Annotated in this window: 22 protein-coding genes; 8 read left to right on the top strand and 14 right to left on the bottom strand. The window is 46.8% G+C overall.

The window, feature by feature from the left end; translation table 11 throughout:
• Positions 1–2 precede the first annotated feature (2 nt).
• From U719_RS09460 to U719_RS09445, 4 genes are read right to left on the bottom strand one after another with little or no spacing between them, the layout of a single operon-like run.
• Positions 3–1,490 (bottom strand): Na+/H+ antiporter subunit D, encoded by a 1,488-nt coding sequence (locus U719_RS09460; protein WP_023468541.1) that lies wholly within the window; start codon positions 1,488–1,490, stop codon positions 3–5.
• A complete protein-coding gene (locus U719_RS09455) occupies positions 1,483–1,824 on the bottom strand; it encodes a Na(+)/H(+) antiporter subunit C (RefSeq protein ID WP_023468540.1) in 342 nt (113 codons plus the stop codon). The genes U719_RS09460 and U719_RS09455 overlap by 8 nt, the downstream gene beginning before the upstream one ends.
• Before the next feature lies 1 nt (position 1,825).
• A complete protein-coding gene (locus U719_RS09450; protein WP_023468539.1) occupies positions 1,826–2,266 on the bottom strand; it encodes a Na(+)/H(+) antiporter subunit B in 441 nt (146 codons plus the stop codon).
• On the bottom strand, positions 2,263–4,668 hold the full coding sequence (locus U719_RS09445; RefSeq protein ID WP_023468538.1) for a Na+/H+ antiporter subunit A: 2,406 nt from the start codon (positions 4,666–4,668) through the stop codon (positions 2,263–2,265). The genes U719_RS09450 and U719_RS09445 overlap by 4 nt, the downstream gene beginning before the upstream one ends.
• A gap of 357 nt (positions 4,669–5,025) precedes the next feature.
• Between U719_RS09445 and U719_RS09440 the strand changes: the two genes are divergently transcribed.
• Positions 5,026–5,277 carry a hypothetical protein gene (locus U719_RS09440; RefSeq protein WP_023468537.1) on the top strand — a complete coding sequence of 84 codons (252 nt, stop codon included), beginning with the start codon at positions 5,026–5,028 and terminating at the stop codon, positions 5,275–5,277.
• 40 nt (positions 5,278–5,317) lie between these two features.
• Here the strand turns inward: U719_RS09440 and U719_RS09435 are convergent, their stop codons facing one another.
• The gene (locus U719_RS09435) at positions 5,318–5,611 is read right to left on the bottom strand and encodes a hypothetical protein (RefSeq protein ID WP_023468536.1); all 294 of its coding nucleotides are present in this window, start codon (positions 5,609–5,611) and stop codon (positions 5,318–5,320) included.
• 244 nt (positions 5,612–5,855) lie between these two features.
• Positions 5,856–6,569 (bottom strand): YebC/PmpR family DNA-binding transcriptional regulator, encoded by a 714-nt coding sequence (locus tag U719_RS09430; RefSeq protein WP_023468535.1) that lies wholly within the window; start codon positions 6,567–6,569, stop codon positions 5,856–5,858.
• Positions 6,570–6,763: 194 nt separating this feature from the next.
• On the opposite strand from U719_RS09430, the gene U719_RS09425 reads away from it, so the two are divergent.
• Positions 6,764–8,536, top strand: a complete 1,773-nt coding sequence (locus U719_RS09425; RefSeq protein ID WP_023468534.1) for a glycoside hydrolase family 13 protein — start codon at positions 6,764–6,766, stop codon at positions 8,534–8,536.
• A 55-nt stretch (positions 8,537–8,591) separates the two neighbouring features.
• Here the strand turns inward: U719_RS09425 and U719_RS09420 are convergent, their stop codons facing one another.
• The 6 genes from U719_RS09420 to U719_RS09395 all read right to left on the bottom strand — a co-directional run bounded on the left by U719_RS09420 (position 8,592) and on the right by U719_RS09395 (position 13,310).
• On the bottom strand, positions 8,592–9,794 hold the full coding sequence (locus tag U719_RS09420; RefSeq protein WP_023468533.1) for a DUF1015 domain-containing protein: 1,203 nt from the start codon (positions 9,792–9,794) through the stop codon (positions 8,592–8,594).
• A gap of 14 nt (positions 9,795–9,808) precedes the next feature.
• Positions 9,809–10,966: a phosphoglycerate dehydrogenase gene (locus U719_RS09415; protein WP_023468532.1), complete on the bottom strand. Its 1,158-nt coding sequence runs from the start codon at positions 10,964–10,966 to the stop codon at positions 9,809–9,811.
• A complete protein-coding gene (gene serC, locus U719_RS09410) occupies positions 10,967–12,031 on the bottom strand; it encodes a 3-phosphoserine/phosphohydroxythreonine transaminase (protein WP_023468531.1) in 1,065 nt (354 codons plus the stop codon).
• A gap of 124 nt (positions 12,032–12,155) precedes the next feature.
• Positions 12,156–12,521, bottom strand: coding sequence for a nuclear transport factor 2 family protein (locus U719_RS09405; protein ID WP_023468530.1), 366 nt, complete (start codon positions 12,519–12,521; stop codon positions 12,156–12,158).
• An 84-nt stretch (positions 12,522–12,605) separates the two neighbouring features.
• The gene (locus tag U719_RS09400) at positions 12,606–12,806 is read right to left on the bottom strand and encodes a cold-shock protein (protein WP_023468529.1); all 201 of its coding nucleotides are present in this window, start codon (positions 12,804–12,806) and stop codon (positions 12,606–12,608) included.
• Between the two features lie 243 nt (positions 12,807–13,049).
• The gene (locus U719_RS09395) at positions 13,050–13,310 is read right to left on the bottom strand and encodes a hypothetical protein (RefSeq protein ID WP_023468528.1); all 261 of its coding nucleotides are present in this window, start codon (positions 13,308–13,310) and stop codon (positions 13,050–13,052) included.
• A 123-nt stretch (positions 13,311–13,433) separates the two neighbouring features.
• Here U719_RS09395 and U719_RS09390 point away from each other — a divergent pair, with 123 nt between their 5' ends.
• The 5 genes from U719_RS09390 to egtD all read left to right on the top strand — a co-directional run bounded on the left by U719_RS09390 (position 13,434) and on the right by egtD (position 18,010).
• The gene (locus U719_RS09390; RefSeq protein WP_369792078.1) at positions 13,434–14,012 is read left to right on the top strand and encodes a GNAT family N-acetyltransferase; all 579 of its coding nucleotides are present in this window, start codon (positions 13,434–13,436) and stop codon (positions 14,010–14,012) included.
• Positions 13,999–14,505: an NUDIX domain-containing protein gene (locus U719_RS09385; protein WP_023468526.1), complete on the top strand. Its 507-nt coding sequence runs from the start codon at positions 13,999–14,001 to the stop codon at positions 14,503–14,505. The genes U719_RS09390 and U719_RS09385 overlap by 14 nt, the downstream gene beginning before the upstream one ends.
• A 161-nt stretch (positions 14,506–14,666) precedes the next feature.
• Positions 14,667–15,650 (top strand): GMP reductase, encoded by a 984-nt coding sequence (gene guaC, locus U719_RS09380; RefSeq protein WP_023468525.1) that lies wholly within the window; start codon positions 14,667–14,669, stop codon positions 15,648–15,650.
• A gap of 123 nt (positions 15,651–15,773) precedes the next feature.
• Positions 15,774–17,054: an ergothioneine biosynthesis protein EgtB gene (gene egtB, locus U719_RS09375; RefSeq protein ID WP_023468524.1), complete on the top strand. Its 1,281-nt coding sequence runs from the start codon at positions 15,774–15,776 to the stop codon at positions 17,052–17,054.
• Positions 17,054–18,010 carry an L-histidine N(alpha)-methyltransferase gene (egtD, locus tag U719_RS09370; RefSeq protein WP_023468523.1) on the top strand — a complete coding sequence of 319 codons (957 nt, stop codon included), beginning with the start codon at positions 17,054–17,056 and terminating at the stop codon, positions 18,008–18,010. The genes egtB and egtD overlap by 1 nt, the downstream gene beginning before the upstream one ends.
• A gap of 82 nt (positions 18,011–18,092) precedes the next feature.
• Here egtD and U719_RS09365 read toward each other — a convergent pair whose 3' ends face one another.
• Entirely contained in the window at positions 18,093–18,416 is a 324-nt protein-coding gene (locus tag U719_RS09365; protein ID WP_023468522.1) for a hypothetical protein, read from the bottom strand.
• A 42-nt stretch (positions 18,417–18,458) separates the two neighbouring features.
• Positions 18,459–19,577: an FAD-binding oxidoreductase gene (locus U719_RS09360; RefSeq protein ID WP_023468521.1), complete on the bottom strand. Its 1,119-nt coding sequence runs from the start codon at positions 19,575–19,577 to the stop codon at positions 18,459–18,461.
• Positions 19,578–19,861: 284 nt separating this feature from the next.
• On the opposite strand from U719_RS09360, the gene U719_RS09355 reads away from it, so the two are divergent.
• Entirely contained in the window at positions 19,862–20,410 is a 549-nt protein-coding gene (locus U719_RS09355) for a hypothetical protein (protein WP_023468520.1), read from the top strand.
• Positions 20,411–20,649: the final 239 nt, after the last annotated feature.

Raw genomic sequence — 20,649 nt, 5'->3', positions numbered from 1 at the left:
AATTAACGACCTCCTTTTAGTACGGCATCGATATAGAGCGTTGGATTCGTCAACGGTTCGACGGCTTGTTGAATCAGTGGACGCATCGCCTCAGCACCTACTCCATAGAGAACGCTGAGCGCAACTAAGACAATCGTAGGAACTAGCAGCTTGGGAACAAGCGCTTGTTTATCACCCGAGTAGGTCTTCGGTGTTCCCCAAAAGGCACGCATGAACAATTGAACGACGGAATACAAGACGAGCAGACTTGATAGTAAGACGATGATCGGTCCAATCAACTCACCAGCTTCAATACCACCACGAACAATCAGGAATTTCCCAATGAACCCGCTGAGCGGTGGAATCCCGGCAAGTGATAACGCCGCGATGAAGAACGTCCAACCTAGTACAGGATAGGTTTTGATCATCCCTCCCATATCTTTCAGTTTACTCGAGCCGGCAATTCCGACCATGATCCCTACGAGAAGAAATAAAGCGGCTTTGATCAACATATCATGAAGAAGGTAGAAAATCGCACCTTCTAGTGCTTGCGGTGTCATGAGGGAAACCCCGTACAAGATGACCCCGACTGCGACGATGATGTTGTAGATGATGATTTGCTTCGCATCCCGTGTCGCAAGCGCACCGATCACCCCGATGATGATCGTACTGAGAGCAAGGATACTTAAGATTTGATGAATCGTTCCAATCTCATTTGAGAAGAACAAACTATACGTCCGTAAAATCCCGTAGACCCCGACCTTCGTCAGCAAGGCACCGAACAGAGCAAGAACAGGCGTCGGCGGTACTTGATAAGAACCAGGTAACCAGAAGTAGAGCGGGAAGATCGCACCTTTTAATCCGAAGACGATCAGGAATAACAAGGCGATGACGTTGAGGATTGCCGGCTGTCCGACCTCTGAAATCTTTTGACTGATATCCGCCATGCTGAGTGATCCGATGATTCCGTACAAGAAGGCCACCGTCATGACGAATAATGCGGACGAGATGACGTTGATCAAAAGATACTTCAGCGATTCTCGTAATTGTGCCGGTTTCCCGCCGAGAACGATCAAGACATAAGACGAAATCAGGAAGACTTCGAAGAAGACGAACATGTTAAAGATATCACCTGTCGTAAAGGCACCATTGACACCAACGAGCAGGAATTGAACGGCGATGAAATAGTAGTACCGTTGATAGGAAACGCTCAAGTAGACAATGGCATACCAGATGATACAAAGAACAAGAATGCTCGTCGTCGTGACGAGTAAAGCGGATAGCATGTCTGAGACGAGCGTAATACCAAAAGGTGCTGGCCAGCTACCGAGTGTGACTGTTAAGATGCCGTTCGACCGGACAGTCAGCACGAGATAGATGGAGGCACAGACAGTCAAAATCGTCGAAAAGAGGGAAACGATTCGTTGTCCTTTGAGGTGTCGCGGGAAAAACATCAAGAGGACACCCGTCAACAAAGGGATGATGATTGGTAGTAGCGGTAAGTTAATCATTCGAATCGGTTCCTTTCATCTCTTCGATATTATCGGTTCCGAGTTCTTGATAGGCACGATAAGCGAGTACCAAGAAAAAGGCAGTGACACCAAAGCTGATGACGATGGCGGTCAAGACGAGTGCTTGCGGTAGTGGATCCGTATAGGAAGTCACGCCGTCCTTTAAGACCGGAGCCGCGCCTCGTTTTAATCCACCCATCGTCATGACGAGTAGATGGGCAGCGTGGCTGAGCAACCCTGTTCCGATGATAATGCGAAGAATACTTTTCGAAAGAATGAGATAAATGGCACACATCGTCAGGATGCCTGCGGCGATCGCCATGATGATTTCCATATTAATCACTCTCCCCAATCGTTTGAATAATCGTCATCGTCACACCGACGACAACAAGATAAACACCAAGATCAAACAACATCGCAGTATGAAGTGATGTCTTACCGAATAACGGTAGGTTGAAATAGTCATGTGCATGTGTGAAGAACGGGACGTTAAAGACAAGCGCTCCTGAAGCCGTCAGTACGGCAATCAACATGCCAAGAGCCGTGATCCATTTGTAGTCGAATGGCAAAATCCGGCGTAACGTCTTGATGTCGTAAGCAAGTAAGATCAAGACAAGAGCAGACGCCGTCACAAGACCACCAATGAAACCGCCACCTGGCGTATAGTGTCCAGCAAAGAACAAGTAGACAGCAAACAGGAAGATGATGAACGTGATAAAGGAAGTCGCGGACTCTAAGATGACGTCATTCGTATGCTTTTTTGTCTGCTTTTTCATTTATCCATCCCTCCTGTTCGTCTGAATTTAATCATCGTGTAAATTCCGATTCCGGCAAGTGCGAGAACGGCAATCTCAAACAACGTATCGAAGCCACGGAAGTCGACGAGAATGACGTTGACCATATTACCGCCAGCGGCAAGATCAGCGACATTATCGATGTAATATTTGGCGATTGAAGTAAACGATCGTTGGCTGAGAGAAGCAAGTGCGACGAGTGTCACCGTCAGTCCGACGAGTGCCGAAATCAAGGCGTTGCCGAGCTTGAACGGAATGCGCTCTTCTTTCCGGCTGATTTCCGGTAAACGATAGAAAACGAGCAGGAACAGAGCGACCGATACTGTCTCGATGACGAGTTGCGTCAAGGCAAGGTCTGGCGCTCGGAACAAGACGAAGAACAGAGCGACCGTATAACCTGTCACACCGAGCAAGATGATCGATGTCAGTCGTGAACGCGCAAAGGTGATCGAGAGGGCACTCGAAACGAGAACGAGTGCAAGGATGATCTCATACGCGTCAATCGAGCTGATTGGATCAACCGCGAAGCGGAAGGCATTAAACCCGTATAATGCCGTCAAGATCAAGATGACGATGAATCCGAAGATGTAGACGAGATACGACCGCATGTATCCGGTCATGACCGTATCATGGATCTTTGTCGATGTCTGTTCACCACGACGTAACAAGGCGTCATATTGATGATTCAAGGAGACGGCACGTGGCATCCGGTTGTAAAGCGATTGCCAACGTGGGAGTGTTTTATACAAGATTACGCCAGCACTGATGATCACGAGTGTCAGGAATAATTCAGTATTGAATCCATGCCACATTGAAATATGCACATCAATCTTGCCACCCGCATCAACGACTTGCGGTAAGATCGCTTCGACTGCCGGTCGAATCAACGTATCCGATAATATATTCGGGAAGAGTCCGATGATGACGACGAGCGAGACGAGGACGAGAGGTGGAATCAACATGCCAATCGGTGCCTCGTGTGGTGTTTTCGGTAACTTGTCGTCTTGACGCTTACCGAAGAACGTTCTGCGGACGATCAAGATGCTATAGACGAATGTAAAGATACTTCCGACGACGGCGAGTACAGGAATAATCCAACCGTAAGACGGTAAGTGGAACAAGTCAGATCCTGAAACTTCAAGTACACCTGTCAAGAACATCTCTTTACTTAAGAAACCATTGAATGGTGGAATCCCCGCCATCGAAAGGGTCCCGATCATCGCAATCGTCATCGAAATCGGCATGAGTTGCGCAAGACCACCGAGCTTCCGAATGTCGCGAGTACCAGTCTCGTGATCGACGATTCCCGCCATCATGAAGAGACTGCCTTTAAACGTCGCGTGGTTGATCAGGTGGAAGATCGCAGCGACTGTCGCAATCGTATATAATCCGTCATCTAACGCGTCGACGTGCAAGGCGGCTGCTCCGAGTCCGAGCAAGGACATGATCAATCCAAGCTGAGAAATCGTCGAGTAAGCAAGGATTCCTTTCAAATCATGTTGTTTCACCGCATTGAGTGAACCCCAGAATAAGGTGAATATTCCGACAGATGAGACGAGATAGAACCAGAGCGACTCATCCGCAAAAATCGGACTGAAACGAGCGACAAGATACAACCCTGCCTTGACCATCGTTGCCGAGTGCAAGTAGGCGCTGACAGGGGTCGGTGCTTCCATCGCATCCGGTAACCAGATGTGGAACGGAAATTGAGCCGATTTCGTGAAGGCAGCTAGCAAGAATAAAACGAGGGCGACCGAAAAGAAGGGTTCACCTTGAATCGATTCAAGCGACGCATAGGTCTCACGAATACTTAACGATCCACTGAGTGTTGAGAGAATCGCGATTCCCCCAAGCATCGCTAGTCCACCGAAGACGGTGATCAGCATCGATTTTTGAGCGCCGTAACGAGAACGTTCCCGCTCGTACCAATAGGCGATCAATAAGAACGACGAAATCGACGTTAATTCCCAGAACAGATAGAGGACGATCATGTTATCTGACAGCACGACGCCAAGCATGGCGGTCATGAACATCAACAGATAAACATAAAATGTTCCGAGTGATTCTTTTTTCGCATCTAAATAAAAAATCGAATAAAGAACGACGAGTGAGCCGATTCCTGTGATCAATAGTGCGAACAATAAGCCGAGTCCGTCGAGATACGTGACGAAATCGATACCGAGCGATGGTATCCACGGCATGCGTGCCGTAAAGGTCTCACCTGACATCGTACCAGCGAGAAAGCGGCTGAAATACGAAACGAGCAGTACAGGTACGACAAGTACAAACCAACCGGTATGAATGTTCGGAAGGCGTTTCGCTAGAAGCGGAATGAAAAGACTGATCAATATGGGCAGTAAAATAGCCCCGTGCATCACGGACACGAAATTCCCTCCTTTGTGACATCGACGACCAAAAATGAAAAAGGGACGCGAACGCAAGCTGTTGAAGCTCGGAACTGTCCAGTAGAAGACACGATTCATTTTGTTCGTCGAAGATGTTTCTGAATCAAGTATAGCGTACTTTTTTCCTTCTTGCATGACGTGAAGCGTTGAAGCATAAGGGATAGAGCCATTTTCTCTCTTGATTATTAAATATGTAGGAACACGGCAGAAATAGGCTGAAATTTTTTTTGATTTTTTTCAAATAACACGTTGATCCATGAGAAGAATGATTCAAATTCAAGTAACTCGGGTACATCTACCTAGAGCACAACTAATGACCATAGAGGGGGAACTTTCATGCGAGCAACATTCAAGACAGGTGTCATTTTAGGTGGTCTAGCGGCGATTGCGACAATCGCCTATCAACAATACCAACAACGAAAAACGACTTCAGACGATATTGATCATCGTCCAAGTGTCGACGCGAAACGCGATCCGGCTGAAGTCGGACTGACACAACTTGATTCCATTCATCGGGCAGATTGGCAAGCGAATGGATTCCCACAAACGCACGCAGAACTCGAACGCCTCGAGCGAGAAGAAAATTAAAAAAACACGTCTCTCGAATGAGAGGCGTGTTTTATAGTCATTAAGCACTTGTTGTGACTAGGGCACGTGTCCGTTCACTGTGTGCAGTATAAGAAGAAAGATGTTCGAATTGATAAAGCGTTAAGGTCGCTGTGCGACGTTGACCGGTACTCGATTCTAGCATTAAATAAGCTTCATTGAAGTCTGTTCCACCACCATCATAGCGGATGTGTGCCGTAATCGTTCGTCCATCTGTTGTCTGCATATAAATATCGTATCCTCCGAAATCAACGCGCTTAAAGCTAGTTGCCTCGCTTACGATGTGTTTGAATGTTTCAATTAAAGAATATGTCATCGTTCGTTCCTCCTTTTATTTCTTCAAAGCAAAATAAGTTATAATCAACTCCGAATATTACTATTCCCATTAAATTCAAGAAATAAACATCATAAATGAATCTTTTTTAGTTCTTGTTATGAAACGCGTTTCATACTTTATGATGAATACAGACGGTGCGTGACCGATTCTGGGTGTTAACCGATACAGAAACTATAATCAAAAAGACAAGGGGATGGTCGTGACCATCCCCTTGTCTTTTTGATTATAGTTCTACGTTGTGGTAGACCTGTTGCACATCCTCAAGATCTTCCAGTGCATCGATCATTTTCTCGAATTGTGCGACGTCGTCTTCAGACAACGCGACTTCGTTTTGAGCGAGCATGACGAGTTCGGCAAGTGAGAACTCGGTGATCCCTGCAGCTTTCAACGCTTCTTGCACAGCATGGAATTGTTCCGGCTCAGCGTAGATGATGACAGATTCGTCTTCTTCGAGGATATCGCGCACATCAATATCCGCTTCCATCATCAACTCGAGAACGTCATCTGCAGTTTTACCTTCGAAGGCAAAGATTGCCGTCGCATCGAACATATAAGCGACGGATCCGCTCACGCCCATGTTTCCGCCATTTTTTCCGAATGCAGCACGGACGTCAGAAGCCGTCCGGTTAACGTTGTTCGTCAACGTTTCGACGATGACCATTGAACCGCTTGGACCGAATCCTTCATAACGTAAGACATCGTAGTTTTCTTCCGCTCCACCTTTTGCTTTTTCAATCGCCCGATCGACGATGGCACGTGGCACGTTGTATGTCTTCGCTCGTTCGAGAACGACCTTTAATGCTTGGTTTGATTCTGGATCGGGTTCACCTTGTTTAGCCGCTACATAAATCTCACGACCGAACTTTGCGTAGATCCGACTCGTATTTTTGTCTTTTGATGCTTTTTTTTCCTTGATGTTGTTCCATTTACGACCCATTTCGTATCCACTCTCTTTCCGTAATATCAGAAATCCCTGATTTCCTATGCGTTATCAGTATACCTTAAACTACCTGACAGACTGAACTAAAATGTCGGTGGAACAGTTGAATTTCTACTAAATACGTTTAAGCGATGCGGAAGAAAGGAACTTTACCGATAGAGAAATATCAATTTAAGGGAGAGTGGCAGAATTTGAATCAGGCTGGAGTAGTTCATCGCGCATTATCACCGTTCGTTTATGCCTATGATCAAGAAACCGTCCATGTCCGACTCATGACGGCTAAAGGCGATATTGAAAAAGTTGAATTGATATATGGTGATCCGTATGAATGGGAAGCGGAAAAAGAAGAAGACCGAGATTGGAATTTTGATCCGGAGAAAGAAAAATCATGGAAAGTGAAACGGACGCCGATGCAACACAATGGAAGTGATGCGACGTATGACTATTGGTTCATTGCAATCCGTCCAGAACGGAAGCGGGTACGGTATGGGTTTGAGGTTCATGGCGATAAGATAGCCGTTTTAACCGAGCGCGGCTGGTATGACGAAGCACCACTCGATCATCCAGGCTATTATTTTTCTGTGCCATATGTTCATGCGACGGATGTCTTTGATACACCGGATTGGGTGAAGGATACGGTCTGGTATCAAATTTTCCCGGAACGATTTGCGAATGGTGACACGACGAATGATCCAGCGGGAACGAAGGAGTGGGGAAGTGAAGCACCGGCTTTTCAGAATTTCTTCGGTGGAGATTTTCAAGGGGTCATTGATCACGTCGATCATTTACAACGTCTCGGCGTCACGGGTGTCTACTTCTGCCCAGTCTTTGAAGCACCATCCAATCATAAATACGATACGCTTGATTACTTGAAGCTTGATCCTGCGTTCGGTGACGAGAAAACGTTCCGCAAGATGATCGATGTGCTACATGAGAACGGTATCCGCGTATTACTCGATGCCGTCTTTAATCATATTAGTGAAGAGCACCCAGCATTTCAAGATGTCTTAGAAAAGGGACAAGACTCAAAATACGCCAACTGGTTTACGATTGATTCCTTCCCGGTCGATCCATCGATTCCAAACTATGAAGTGTTTGCATTTGAACGAAACATGCCGAAGTTGAATACTGCCCATCCGGACGTCAAAGACTATTTGCTTCACGTCGGACGTTACTGGGTCGAGGAATTCGGAATTGACGGCTGGCGTCTGGATGTCGCTAGTGAAGTCGATCATGCGTTTTGGCGTGAGTTTCGAAAGGAAGTCCGGGCTGCGAACGGAACATGTTATATCGTCGGCGAATGCTGGACGGATTCGCAACCATGGCTCCTCGGCGATCAATTTGATGCCGTCATGAATTACGGTTTGACAGAGAGCTTTTTGACTTGTTTTGCGACGGGCGAGACGAGCGTTCGTGATTTCTCACATGCAGTCAGCCGGAATTTAAACTGGCATTCTCAAAATGTCAACGAGGTCATGTTCAATTTGATTGACTCGCATGATACGCCGCGTGCTCTAACGCGTGCGAAAGGGAATATCGATCGAATGAAGTTACTCTTCACTACACTGTTGACGTTTCCGGGTTCACCCGTCATCTACTATGGCGATGAGATTGGAATGACTGGGGGGCAAGACCCGGCAAACCGTGCGTGTATGGAATGGGATGAGACGAAGCAGAACCGTGAGTTGTTCGATCACGTTGCACAGTTGATCGCTCTTCGAAAACAGCATCCGGTTTTAGCAAATGCCGGAACGTATCATTTCCAAAGGATCGATGATACAAAACAGACATTTGTCGTCGAGCGACGTCAGGGTGAACAGATTTACTTGCTCGTGGTCAACGTAAGTGAAGAGGCACAATCTCTTTCGCTTGAGGGAACGTATGAAAGTCTGTTAAATGCAACGACGTTGTCGGGAACTATTCAAGTAGAAGCTGTGTCGGCTCTTCTTTTGCGACACGTATAAGAAAAAGCAAGTCGTGGATATCGAATCCGCGACTTGCTTTTTTAGTGCGTGTGCATTATGAATCAAACGGATGGATCAGTAAACCGCTCCGAAGCTTCGGTTCGAACCAAGTCGACTTCGGCGGCATCACTTCTCCCGCATCAGCCACAGCCATTAAATCTTCGATCGAAGTCGGATGCAAGTGGAAGGCGACAGCGGCATGTCCAGAGTCCACGATCTGCTCAAGACCGGCATACCCCTTATGACCACCGACGAACTGGATCCGTGCGTCCGTCCGTGGATCTTCGATACCGAGTAACGGTGTCAACAACTCTTCTTGTAAAATCGAGACGTCGAGATTCGCTTTCGTCCCTGTTCGTTCAGAATCGTACGAAAGGGTATACCATTGCCGGTTGAGATACATCTCGATTTGGTGAGGCTTCGTTTGTTCGGCACGTCCTTTTGTGATCGTAAAGCGATGGGCTAATCGCTCGAGGAAATCAACGACGGATTGCCCGTACAAATCTTCAACGACACGATGGTAGCCAAGGATTCGTAATTGATCCTGCGGGAAGGAGACGCCAAGAAAACGTTGTGCTTCCTCCTGGTCCGTCCGACTGGCAACGATGGCTGCTGCTGCAGCGCGGTGGTGACCATCAGCGATATAGAGAGCATCGTGACGGGCGAACTGGCTCCCGATCGTCAATAGATGATTACGATCGGTGATTTTATAAATTCGATGCGTCACTCCATCGACGGTGAAATCATATAGGGGATCGCCAGCAGTAATCGTCGTGACGATTGCTTCGAGTTGTGCATCGGTTTGATGCGCAAGTAAAATCGGACCCGTATGTGCTTGTAACTGTTCGACGTGTCGGACACGGTCGCGCTCTTTATCAGGACGTGTGAACTCATGTTTACGAATTTGATTCGTCCCATAATCACTGACGGCAACACATCCGACGAAACCGGATTGCGTATGTGTTCCATCTGACAATTGATAAATGTAATACGTCTCGTCTGCATCGAGCTGTAAGATGCCGTTTGTTTGACTCTCTTCGAAGGCAAGCGCTGCTTGCTGATAAACGCGTGGGTCATCTTCAGCGATCAATGACGGAAGGGTGGCTTCTGCTTTATCGATCCGCAAAAAAGACAGCGGATGACGTCGGATCTCAGAACGTGCTTCTTCGCGCGAATAAACATCATACGGTAAGGCAGCAAATTCTGCCGCATATTTTGAGTCCGGTCGTAACGCCGCAAAAGGTTCGAAAGTTGGCATGGGGTTCACTCCTTTTAAAGTAGACGTGTTTTCAAGACGCCAGGAATCTGATTCAGTCGGTCGAGCGATATCGATTCGTCCGCATGGTTATCGATATCGATGATTGTATAGGCAATCGCATCTTTACTACCGTTGATCATATTCGCGATATTGATCGACTCTTGTGCTAACACGGAGGCGATTTGACCGACCATGTTCGGAATATTGTGGTGAGCAATCGTAATCCGTCGTTTTCCAGTGAACGGTAACTCGACAGCTGGAAAATTGACAGCATTGCGGACGTTTCCTGTCTCAAGGAACAGACGCAGTTGATCGACCGCCATGATGGCACAGTTTTCTTCCGCTTCACTCGTTGATGCCCCGATATGTGGTAAGGCAATGACTCGGGGGAGGGACAAGATGAAGGCGTTCGGGAAATCCGTCACATAGTTCGCCAGGCGACCGGACCGGAGTACGTCTGCTAACGCTTGTTCATCGACGAGTTCACCACGCGAGAAGTTGAGTAGGGTCGCGCCATGTTTCATCTTCGAGAAAAGTGATGCATTGAGTAAACCTGTCGTTGCGTCAACGAGCGGCAGGTGCAACGTGATATAGTCACTTGTCGCGAGAAGATCCTCAAGCTGTGTCGCCCGCTGAATCTGATTCGAGACGCGCCAAGCGGACTCGACGGACATGTGTGGATCATAGCCTGTGACGGTCATGCCGAGCTCGTGAAGGGTGTTGGCTAAGTTTGCCCCGATCGCCCCAAGTCCAACGATCCCGATTCGTTTCCCGAGTAACTCCGTTCCGACGAATTGTTTTTTGTTCGCTTCGATCCGCTCCGGAATATCCGGTCCGCGCAAGTTGTTCGTCCAAAGCAGACTCGGGACGAGTTTTCGCGCCGTCAGGAACAAACTACCGATGACAAGTTCCTTGACGGCATTCGCATTGGCACCTGGTGTCGAAAAGACGGGAATCCCGCGGTTCGCGAGTTGATCGAGTGGAATCGTATTGACACCGACGCCAGCTCGGGCGACGGCTTTGAGACTATCTGGAAAGCGCATGTCATGTAAATCCTTGCTGCGGACGAGAAAGGCGTCTGGTTGCTCCGTTTCCCGCTGGACGTGATAGTCGTCTGTAAATCGTTTTAATCCTTTGTCTGATAGATCATTCCATAGTTGAATTTGATACATTTAACGTTCCCCCTGTTCAAAACGGTGCATGATGTGAATCAGTGCCGTAACTCCTTCGGTCGGCATCGCATTGTAAAGACTCGCGCGCATTCCACCAATCGAGCGGTGACCGGCAAGGTTGATTAAATCGTGACGCGCAGCAAAGTTCAAGAAAGCAGCGTCTTTCGATTCGCTTCCGGTCGAGAATGGAATGTTCATCCGGCTTCGATCCTTGACGGCTACATGGTTATGAAATAGATCGGATTGATCAATTGCTTCATATAACATGCGCGCTTGTGAGACGTTTCGTGCCGCGATCGTCTCGAGTCCCGTCTCTTCAATCCAATCGAGCACTAATTTCGTCATATAAAGACTAAACGTCGGTGGCGTGTTATAAAGAGACCGCTGTTTGGCATGGATGTCATACCGTAAGTAGGCACCAATCGTGTCAGGAACACGATCAAGCAACTCGTTCTTCACGATGACGACCGTTAAACCAGCGACACCAAGGTTTTTTTGAGCACCAGCATACAACACATCGAATGACTCGATTGGCAATGGTTCAGACAAAATCGAAGACGAGACATCAGCGACGAGTGGCACATCGACATGTGGCGGTGTCTGATACGTCGTCCCTTCGAGGGTATTGTTCCAAGTGATGTGCAAATAGTCGGCCGTTGACGTGAACGGACCTTCTGGGATGAAGCGATACCCGTGATCAGCGGAAGAGGCGAGCACGTTGACCGTGGCGTACAGTTTGGCATCTGCAATCGCCTTCGTCGACCAGCCGCCGGTATCGATGAAATCAATCCGTCCGGTCTTCGTCGCCAGATTTTGCGGTAACATCGTGAACTGAAGTGTAGCTCCTCCTTGAAGAAACAATACGGAGTACGAATCGGGAATCGACATCAGTCTCCGTAAGGATTGTTCAGCTGCCTCCCGAATCGATTCGAAGATTGGCGAACGATGACTCATTTCAAGAACGGATTGTCCTGAATTTTCATAATCGAGTAGCTCGGATTGAGCCTTCAATAGGACCGGGGCAGGAAGGACTGCTGGACCGGCAGAGAAGTTATAAACCGTCATGAGGAACACTCCTTCTTGAATTTTCAGAAAATATGTACCACTCAAGTGTAACGGAATGAAAAATGAGAAGCAATTCCAACTGACGATGAATGGAAAATGAAAACAAAAACATCCCTTGAATCCGTTACGACGGATCAAGAGATGTCAATTGACCAAAGTGCCATTTCCAACCATCTGACGTAGCACGATAGATGGATACGATCCGGAAACGACCAACGTATTGAGTTGTTCCGTATTCAAATCGATCTTCTGTCAAACTATATTGGATTGCCGTATCTTCGAAATGATCAATGTATGAAAAATCATCGGTCCGGGATAACCAGCGGATGTTTGCAGGATCCACGTAATGATCGAGGTAGGTCTCGGCATCGAATGACCGCCCTAACGCATCGATGAACGTGAATTCAGGAGATAATAGATGCGAGACTTGTGATAAATCTCCTTTTAGCATAGCGTCTTGAAGGTGTTGCATCGTTTGTTCGAGTGTCATGTTACATCTCCTTTCTTCCTGAATCGCTAGTGTAGCATATATAAACACAAAAAAAGACCCTGCGTGAGCAGGGTCTAAAAGAAATTAAAGTTTTACAACGTTAGTTGCTTGTGGTCCACGTTGACCTTCTTCAACTTCGAAAGAAACCTCTTGACCTTCGTCAAGTGATTTGAAACCTTCAGATTGGATTGCTGAGAAGTGTACGAATACGTCGTCTCCGCTTTCGCGCTCGATGAAGCCGAATCCTTTTTCTGCGTTAAACCATTTTACTTTACCTTGTTCCATGTGTATTGCCTCCTGCGTGTGACTGGCACACTGATTATTACTACCGTGATCAATTTCATCGAATATAAAGTGAAACACTTCGTATCTCCACCGAACAACAATAATTACTTAATAATATAGCATGCCTGAATCGAAAAAGAAAGGACAAAACAAAAAAAGAACAAACGAAGCTGTTCTTCTCTGAATAAAGCATGCAATTAAAGGGTTCATTCTACTTGTGTCGAAAGAGTATAACTGATTCTTTCAACGAGTCGGAATATGTTCTCTTTTACTACTAAGTTGTCGTAATGTATGCAAAATGAATCCTTGGAAGTTCGGATAACGTGTCGGTTGTTCCCAAACGGTACGAAACAATTGCGTCATCGCGGCATAAATGAGTGCATCCTCGACTTGTGTGCGACGGAATAGAAGAAAGAGTGTTTTTTCGTAACGATCGTATAATCGTTCTAACGCGACGGAATCGCGTTGTTTGATTTGATTGAGCAAATCAATGTCTGAATACATAGGTCACTCCTTCTTCGACAGTTTTCTCTATAGTATGCTGTCACTGTAATGTAATGAAACTATTATGTAGATTCCCGCTATATGAATTATGAAACACCCAAACTTCTTGAACTAAAGATAATAATGGAAATGGAGGAACGTTATATGCTTCCTATATACATACGCCCGTACATCTTGGAGGATGCAGCGGAGATCCTTGAGGTGAATTTGCGAAACCGTGATCACTTTGAATACTGGATGCCAATCAAGCCGTCACCTGAACAATACACGATAGAAGGGCAACGAGAACGGATTCATCGTCATCTAGAGTTGATGCGTCAAGATGCTTATTATGCGTATGGTGTTTTTTTATCCGAGACGGACCAGTTGATTGGGGATGTTTCGGCGATGTTCGTTCAACGTGGACCAGCGGAGACGTGCATGATTGGCTACCAGTTGGATGCCGCCTTTTCAGGACGAGGATATATGGCACAAGCGGTCGGATTGTTCGTGGATCATTTATTTGATATCCACCAGTTTCACCGGATCCGAGCTGAAGTCATGCCAGAGAATATCGGCTCGATCCGTGTCCTTGAAAAAGTCGGATTTCGTAAAGAAGGAATCGCGAAACAAAATCTCTTCATCAACGATGCCTGGGAAGACTTTGTTTTGTTTGCCCTATTAAAAGAAGACCGAAAGGAGTCACGTCATGCCAATCTCTAATTATTATGCCAATCTGCGCCAACTTGTCGGAACGCAGCGTCTTTTTACACCATGCGTCGCAGCGATCATTCGAAACGAAGCAGGTCACATCCTCTTTCAGGATCCAGGAGGTCCGTTTTGGAGTTTGCCTGCTGGAGCAATCGAACTGGGGGAATCACCGGCACAGGCAGTCATTCGCGAAGTCTATGAAGAGACGGGTCTATTCGTCCGACCGGTCCGTCTGATTGCGACCTTCGGTGGAGAGTCGTTCCGTTTGACGTACCCAGATGGAAACGAAGTTGAATATGTAGCGACGGTATTCGAGTGTAAGGTAGTCGGCGGAACGCTCGAAGCCATCGATGACGAATCAAAGCAACTGGCGTATTTTCCGAAACAGGATCGTCCTCCTTTAGCACTGCCTTATCCTGATCACGTGTTTGAAGCATCCGAAGCAACGAGCTATTTTGACTGGGAAGAGCACTGGTTGACAGATTTACAACAACAAAATCGGTAAAAAACCGAACATTAAATTGCTGATAACGGAATAAAGTTCTTGAAAAACCTTAAAAATGCGAAAATTTCTTTGACACTATGATGACAGTTCGTTATAGTAGTCAAGGGGCGAATGATTATCGCCAATATATTAAAAAATATTCGTAATTAGAGGTGTTATTCATGGATGTAGTATTCGATTATGAAGATATTCAATTAATTCCAGCAAAATCAATCGTTGGTAGTCGTTCGGAATGTGATACGTCAGTCGAGTTCGGTGGTAGACGTTTCAAGCTTCCGGTCGTACCGGCAAACATGCAAACGATCATTGATGAATCGATTGCTTTGTTCTTAGCGGAAGGCGATTATTTTTATATCATGCATCGATTCGAACCGGCTCGTCGTTTGGCATTCGTACGTATGATGCAAGAACGTCAACTGTTCGCTTCAATCAGCGTCGGTGTCAAGGAAGAAGAATATCAGCTGATCGAACAGCTTGCGGCAGAGGGCCTAACTCCTGAATACATCACGATTGATATCGCACACGGTCATTCGGAAGCCGTCATTCAGATGATTCGTCACATCAAGTCGCTTCTACCAGCAAGTTTCGTCATCGCGGGTAACGTTGGTACGCCAGAAGCGGTGCGCGAACTTGAGAATGCGGGAGCCGACGCAACAAAAGTCGGGATCGGACCAGGTAAAGTGTGTATTACGAAGATTAAGACAGGATTCGGTACAGGTGGTTGGCAACTCGCGGCACTTCGTTGGTGTGCAAAAGCAGCAAGTAAACCGATCATCGCGGATGGCGGGATTCGGACGCATGGCGACATCGCGAAGTCGGTTCGGTTCGGTGCTTCGATGGTCATGATCGGTTCACTCTTCGCAGGGCACGAGGAATCGCCTGGTGAGACGCATGAAGTAGATGGGGTGCTCGTCAAGGAATACTTCGGTTCTGCTTCTGAGTTCCAAAAAGGGGAACGCAAGAACGTCGAAGGAAAGAAGATGTTCGTCGAGCATAAAGGAAGTCTAGCGGATACGTTGATCGAGATGGAGCAAGATTTGCAATCGGCAATTTCGTACGCTGGCGGGAACAAATTGCAAGCGATTCGGACGGTCGACTACGTCGTCGTCAAGAACTCGATCTTCAACGGCGATAAAGTATATTAAAGTGATCAGTTCGCTCTTAACGGAGCGGACTTTTTTTGTTTCTTTAGCATAACTCTTCCATAGGAGGGGTATACATCAAATGGACCAAAAGATTCGGAATATTTTGGATAGGGAGTGATTGACATGCTATTTGAAACGACATCGTACTTAATCGAAAAATTTGCCACTGTTCGTAACCAAACAATTGCCTTGATTGAACCGCTCGAAGCAGAAGACTTCATCATTCAAGCGAGTTCGGACGTGAGTCCGCCGAAATGGCATATCGCCCATACGACTTGGTTTTTTGAACGAATGATACTACAAGAATATAGTGAAGGCTATCGCGTCTTCCATCCGAAGTACAATTATCTGTTCAATTCGTACTACAACTCGATTGGTGCTTACCAGCCTCGTCAACAACGAGGGATGTTATCACGTCCGACCGTCGAGGACATCATTGCTTACCGGGCATATGTCGATGGACAAATGGTCGAGTTCTTGAAGGAAGAACGGACTCCAGAAGACCAACGAAAAATCGAAACATTAGTCGAGATGGGACTACAACACGAGCAACAACACCAGGAATTGATCTTGATGGACGTGAAGTATAACTTTTTCACGAATCCACTGTTACCTGCTTATCAATCAAAGTCGTTGGCATCAGATGTGCCTGAAAATGCAGTCAAGGAAACATCGTTTATCCAATTCGAGGAAGGACTCGTCGAAATCGGTCATACAGGAGACGGATTTGCGTTCGACAACGAAAGTCCACGTCATAAAACGTGGCTGCATCCATTTGAACTCGCGACGCGTCCTGTCACGAACGGTGAGTATTTGGCGTTCATTGAAGCAGGGGGCTATGAAAAATCAGAGTATTGGTTATCTGACGGCTTTGCGACGGTGCAAAAAGAAGGCTGGAAAGCCCCGTTATATTGGATGAAGGATGACGCGGGAGAGTGGACGATCTTTACGATGAACGGTGTCGAACCACTTCGTCTCGATGAACCGGTCTGTCATGTCAGTTTTTATGAGGCGGACGCTTATAGTCGCTTTATAGGGAAACGCTTGCCGACAGAAGCGGAATGGGAATGGGCTTCTCGCCAAGTCGATTCTGTCACGAAGCGTAATATGATGGGAAGCGGAACCTTCCATCCGGTAGCCGTCGAAGAGTCAGAGACGACGCTTGCGAGCATGTTCGGAAACGTCTGGGAGTGGACGTCGAGCGCTTATAGTTCATATCCAGGCAGTAAACCGCTCGAAGGAGCACTCGGGGAATACAATGCGAAGTTCATGTGTAATCAAATGGTACTGCGTGGAGGAGCGTGCGTGACGCCTGACGATCACATTCGCGAGACATACCGCAACTTCTTCCCGCCTGATAAACGTTGGTTATTTGGCGGCTTCCGATTGGCAGGTGACATGTGATGCGAGAGACAGTCATTGGGTACGATTTATATACGCCGCAACAAAACATGCGTTTAGAAGTCATCGAAGGTCTGATGCGAGAACAAAAGGTCTTACCGGCAAAATATTTTTATGATCATATCGGATCCCAGTTGTTCGAACAGATTACGCAACAACCGGAATATTATCCGACACGGACAGAACTCGCCATCTTGGAGCAGCATCGAGCGGAGATCGCACGAAGTATCGGCGATGTGCATACACTGATTGAATATGGAAGTGGCAGCAGTCGTAAAATCCAGATATTACTGGAGACATTTACACATCTCGACACGTATATGCCAATTGATATCTCAAAAGACTTCCTGATGGAATCTGCACGCCAATTGTCGGAACGGTATCCTGCGCTGCATATTAAAGCGGTCTGTGGGGATTACTCACAATCGATTTCTTTACCGGTCGAGGAGTCTCAAAAACGAGTCATCTTTTTCCCGGGATCGACGATTGGTAACTTTGAACCGGAGGAAGCGATGCGCTTCTTACGTCATTCCTCACGAATTCTTGAAACGGGAGATGGATTCTTGATCGGTGTCGATCTGAAAAAGTCTGTTGATGTGCTTGAACGGGCTTATAATGATGCAGCAGGTGTCACAGCAGCATTCAATTTGAACATGTTGACGCATTTGAATCAGATGCTCGAGGGAACGTTTGATGTGACACGATTCGAACATCATGCTTTTTATAATGAAGAAAAAGGACGAATCGAAATGCATCTTCGGAGTCAACTCGATCAACTCGTGCAAGTTGGAGATGTGACGGTTCCGTTTAAACAAGGGGAAACGATTCATACGGAAAACTCCTATAAGTATAGTAAAGAAGAGTTTGAGACACTTGCCCGTCAAAGTGGTTTTCATTCAGTCAATTGCTGGATCGATGACGATGAACGATTCAGCGTGCATTATTTAGAAAAAATGTAACGGCGAAAAAACTAAAAATACTCCCGCTTGTAAGCTTCTGTGTAGAAGCGATGCAGGGGAGTATTTTTGTGGGTGAAAGCGTTTATTCGATTCGAGCGCCTTCCGGAATCGGATGTTCCGGTACGACGAGGATCGGCATCCATTGTTCCGAACGTCCGATCTCAAGCAACCGCCCGGACTCTTCAGGCGTACGACCAGGTATATTGAGTACGGCAATCGCTTGTTTTCCAAGCAATTCATGGACATCGGGTCGCAGTGATTCCCAGTCGAGTGAGAATAAACGCGTAAATCCGTCGAATTGTAGTTCAAGCTGAATTGAGCCATCGGTAAGATCCGAAAGCGACTGGATTGTACCAACACGTATATCTAAAGCATCGAATAATTCAAGAGGAACGATTGGTTTCATGGACAATGGTGTACTTCCTTTCAAAGTGAAGCATAGAGTGGGTCAGGAGTCGAGAGAGACATAGGTCGGCTCATAAGTCGTCCATTCGATATCAGGCGCTTGATGACGTGCAAGCTTCGCTAATTGGCTACCGAGATAGGGTCCGATCGTCAAACCAGATGCACCGAGTCCGTTCGCTAGGAACACGTTCGGATGATTTTGAAGCGGTCCAATCACCGGCAGGGAGTTTTTCGTATACGGGCGTAAGCCGATACGCAGTTCATCAATCGTTGTTTCTTCGAGACGCGGTAAGACAGGTAAAGCCCGATTCAATAAGGCATACATCCCCTTAACGGTTGGTTTCAAGTCGTAGTCGGTCTGTTTTTCGTGTGTTGAACCGACGATCAGTTTCCCTTCGTGGATAGAGACGAGATATAATCCGCGTTGTCCCATGACGACGGGCCAAGTCGTTGATGTAGAATCCGTCAAATCGAGTTGCAGGATCTGTCCCTTCTCCGGATGCAAATCGATTTTAAGCTCAAGTGGACGGAGCAGGTCATTTAACCAAACACCCGCCGTTAAAATGAACTGTTCTGCCGAGTACTGTTCATTTTCCATGGTTATACCGGTGACGACTCCCTTGTCTACGATAAGAGAAGCATCTCCTTCTAGGACGGTCGCACCGTGTTCGACAGCGCCACGAATCAGTGCAGCACACAAGGCACGTCCGTCAACGCGGGCACCACCGGAAACGAATAAGGCATCTTCGATCTGTTCGACGAGTGGAAAGAGCGTTTTGACACGATCTTGGTCCAGTCGTTCGATACGTTCGATGGCAGGTGCTTCCGGAAAACGGTTTTGCGCAATCGTCTCCATCTTTTCGATTTTTGATGTTTCGTGTAAGGCGATCGTGCCAACTTGCTGATAACCCGTACTCGTCTCACCGAGTGCTTCGAGTTCAGGAATCAATGTCTTGTAAAAATGAGCCCCGTTATTCGCTAATTTGTACCATGCCTTATTTCGTCGCTGTGTCATCCATGGACAGATAATGCCGGCTGCCGCATGAGAGGCTCGACCAGGTTCCTTCCGATCGACGAGTAAGACGCGTTCACCAGCCTTCGATAAATGATAGGCAGTCGAGGCACCGAGAATGCCGGCGCCGATGATGATATGGGTGTACATGAGAGATTCAACTCGATTCTGTTCAATTGGAATATCTTATATTGTAGCAGTAGAAGATCCGGACGACTAGCAAGAGCGGGTTTCCAATCTGTAGCACATCGAATGATGGGAAATGATGGGGAAAGTGAACCATTTGGCGCGTCATGACGTATACTAAATATACAGTTTCTAAAAACTGTGAATTAGACGATTAGAAACAGCTGAATTCGGAAACATACCCTTATAGGCATCATGTCCTGTCATCATCGACTTTGAAACGGTCCATCATGAAGGAGGGGAAGGCAATGAATATGAGTCAAGCCATCGTACGCAGACGCTACACGGATCATACTTTATTTTATTCCGCCATCCTAATCTGGAAATTGCTATTCTTCCTGCCGTTGCTCATGTTCGTCAACAGCGGCACGGACCATGTGTTTCAAATGTACTTCGTACCGTACCTCACGGTCATCTTCCTTTTTCGTGTGATGACCTACTTCGCGACCTATAAAGCATCTTTCATGGAGATGACGGAAATGGGTCTCTCGTTATCCTTGCTGATTGCAGATGTATATTTGATTGCGTTGTTCGACATTCCACTTCCGTTTGCTTTAATTATCCTTGCGCTCGCTTTACTCCACTTCAGTGCGGCATTCAGTCGTTTTCGTTGGTTCCGCCGTCGTCTTTGGTTGAATCGGCATCTTGAGATCCTCAATTATTTGACGGATCACGGTGAAGTACCCATTAAAATTGCCGTCATGGCAGAAGATGAAATGCTTGTGACGACGAAGAGTGGAAAAGAGTTTACGTATCGTCAGGTTTATTGGAGCGGATTTTATATTGAACATGGTTGATTGCTATTTGAAACGGATTTCTCTTTGGGGAAATCTTTTGAGACTGAAGACAAGTGCAATTGTTCTCTAACGAGAAGGATTGCGCTTTTTTTGTTCGACTCGCATCGTTTTCCTGGGACAAGCTTCGCTTCGCTGCAGGGTCGCTCTGGCTTGTGTCTCGCCTGAGGAAAAGGCGTGAAAAGGTGTGTCATTTTTTGAGTCAGTTCATTTGTCTACAATCTGAAAGGATTTCTCTTCGA

The organism is Exiguobacterium sp. MH3 (assembly GCF_000496635.1).
Taxonomy (GTDB): Bacteria; Bacillota; Bacilli; order Exiguobacteriales; family Exiguobacteriaceae; genus Exiguobacterium_A; species Exiguobacterium_A indicum.
The sequence above is the reverse complement of the archived record's forward strand: the minus strand, read 5'-3'. Positions and strand labels throughout refer to the sequence as shown.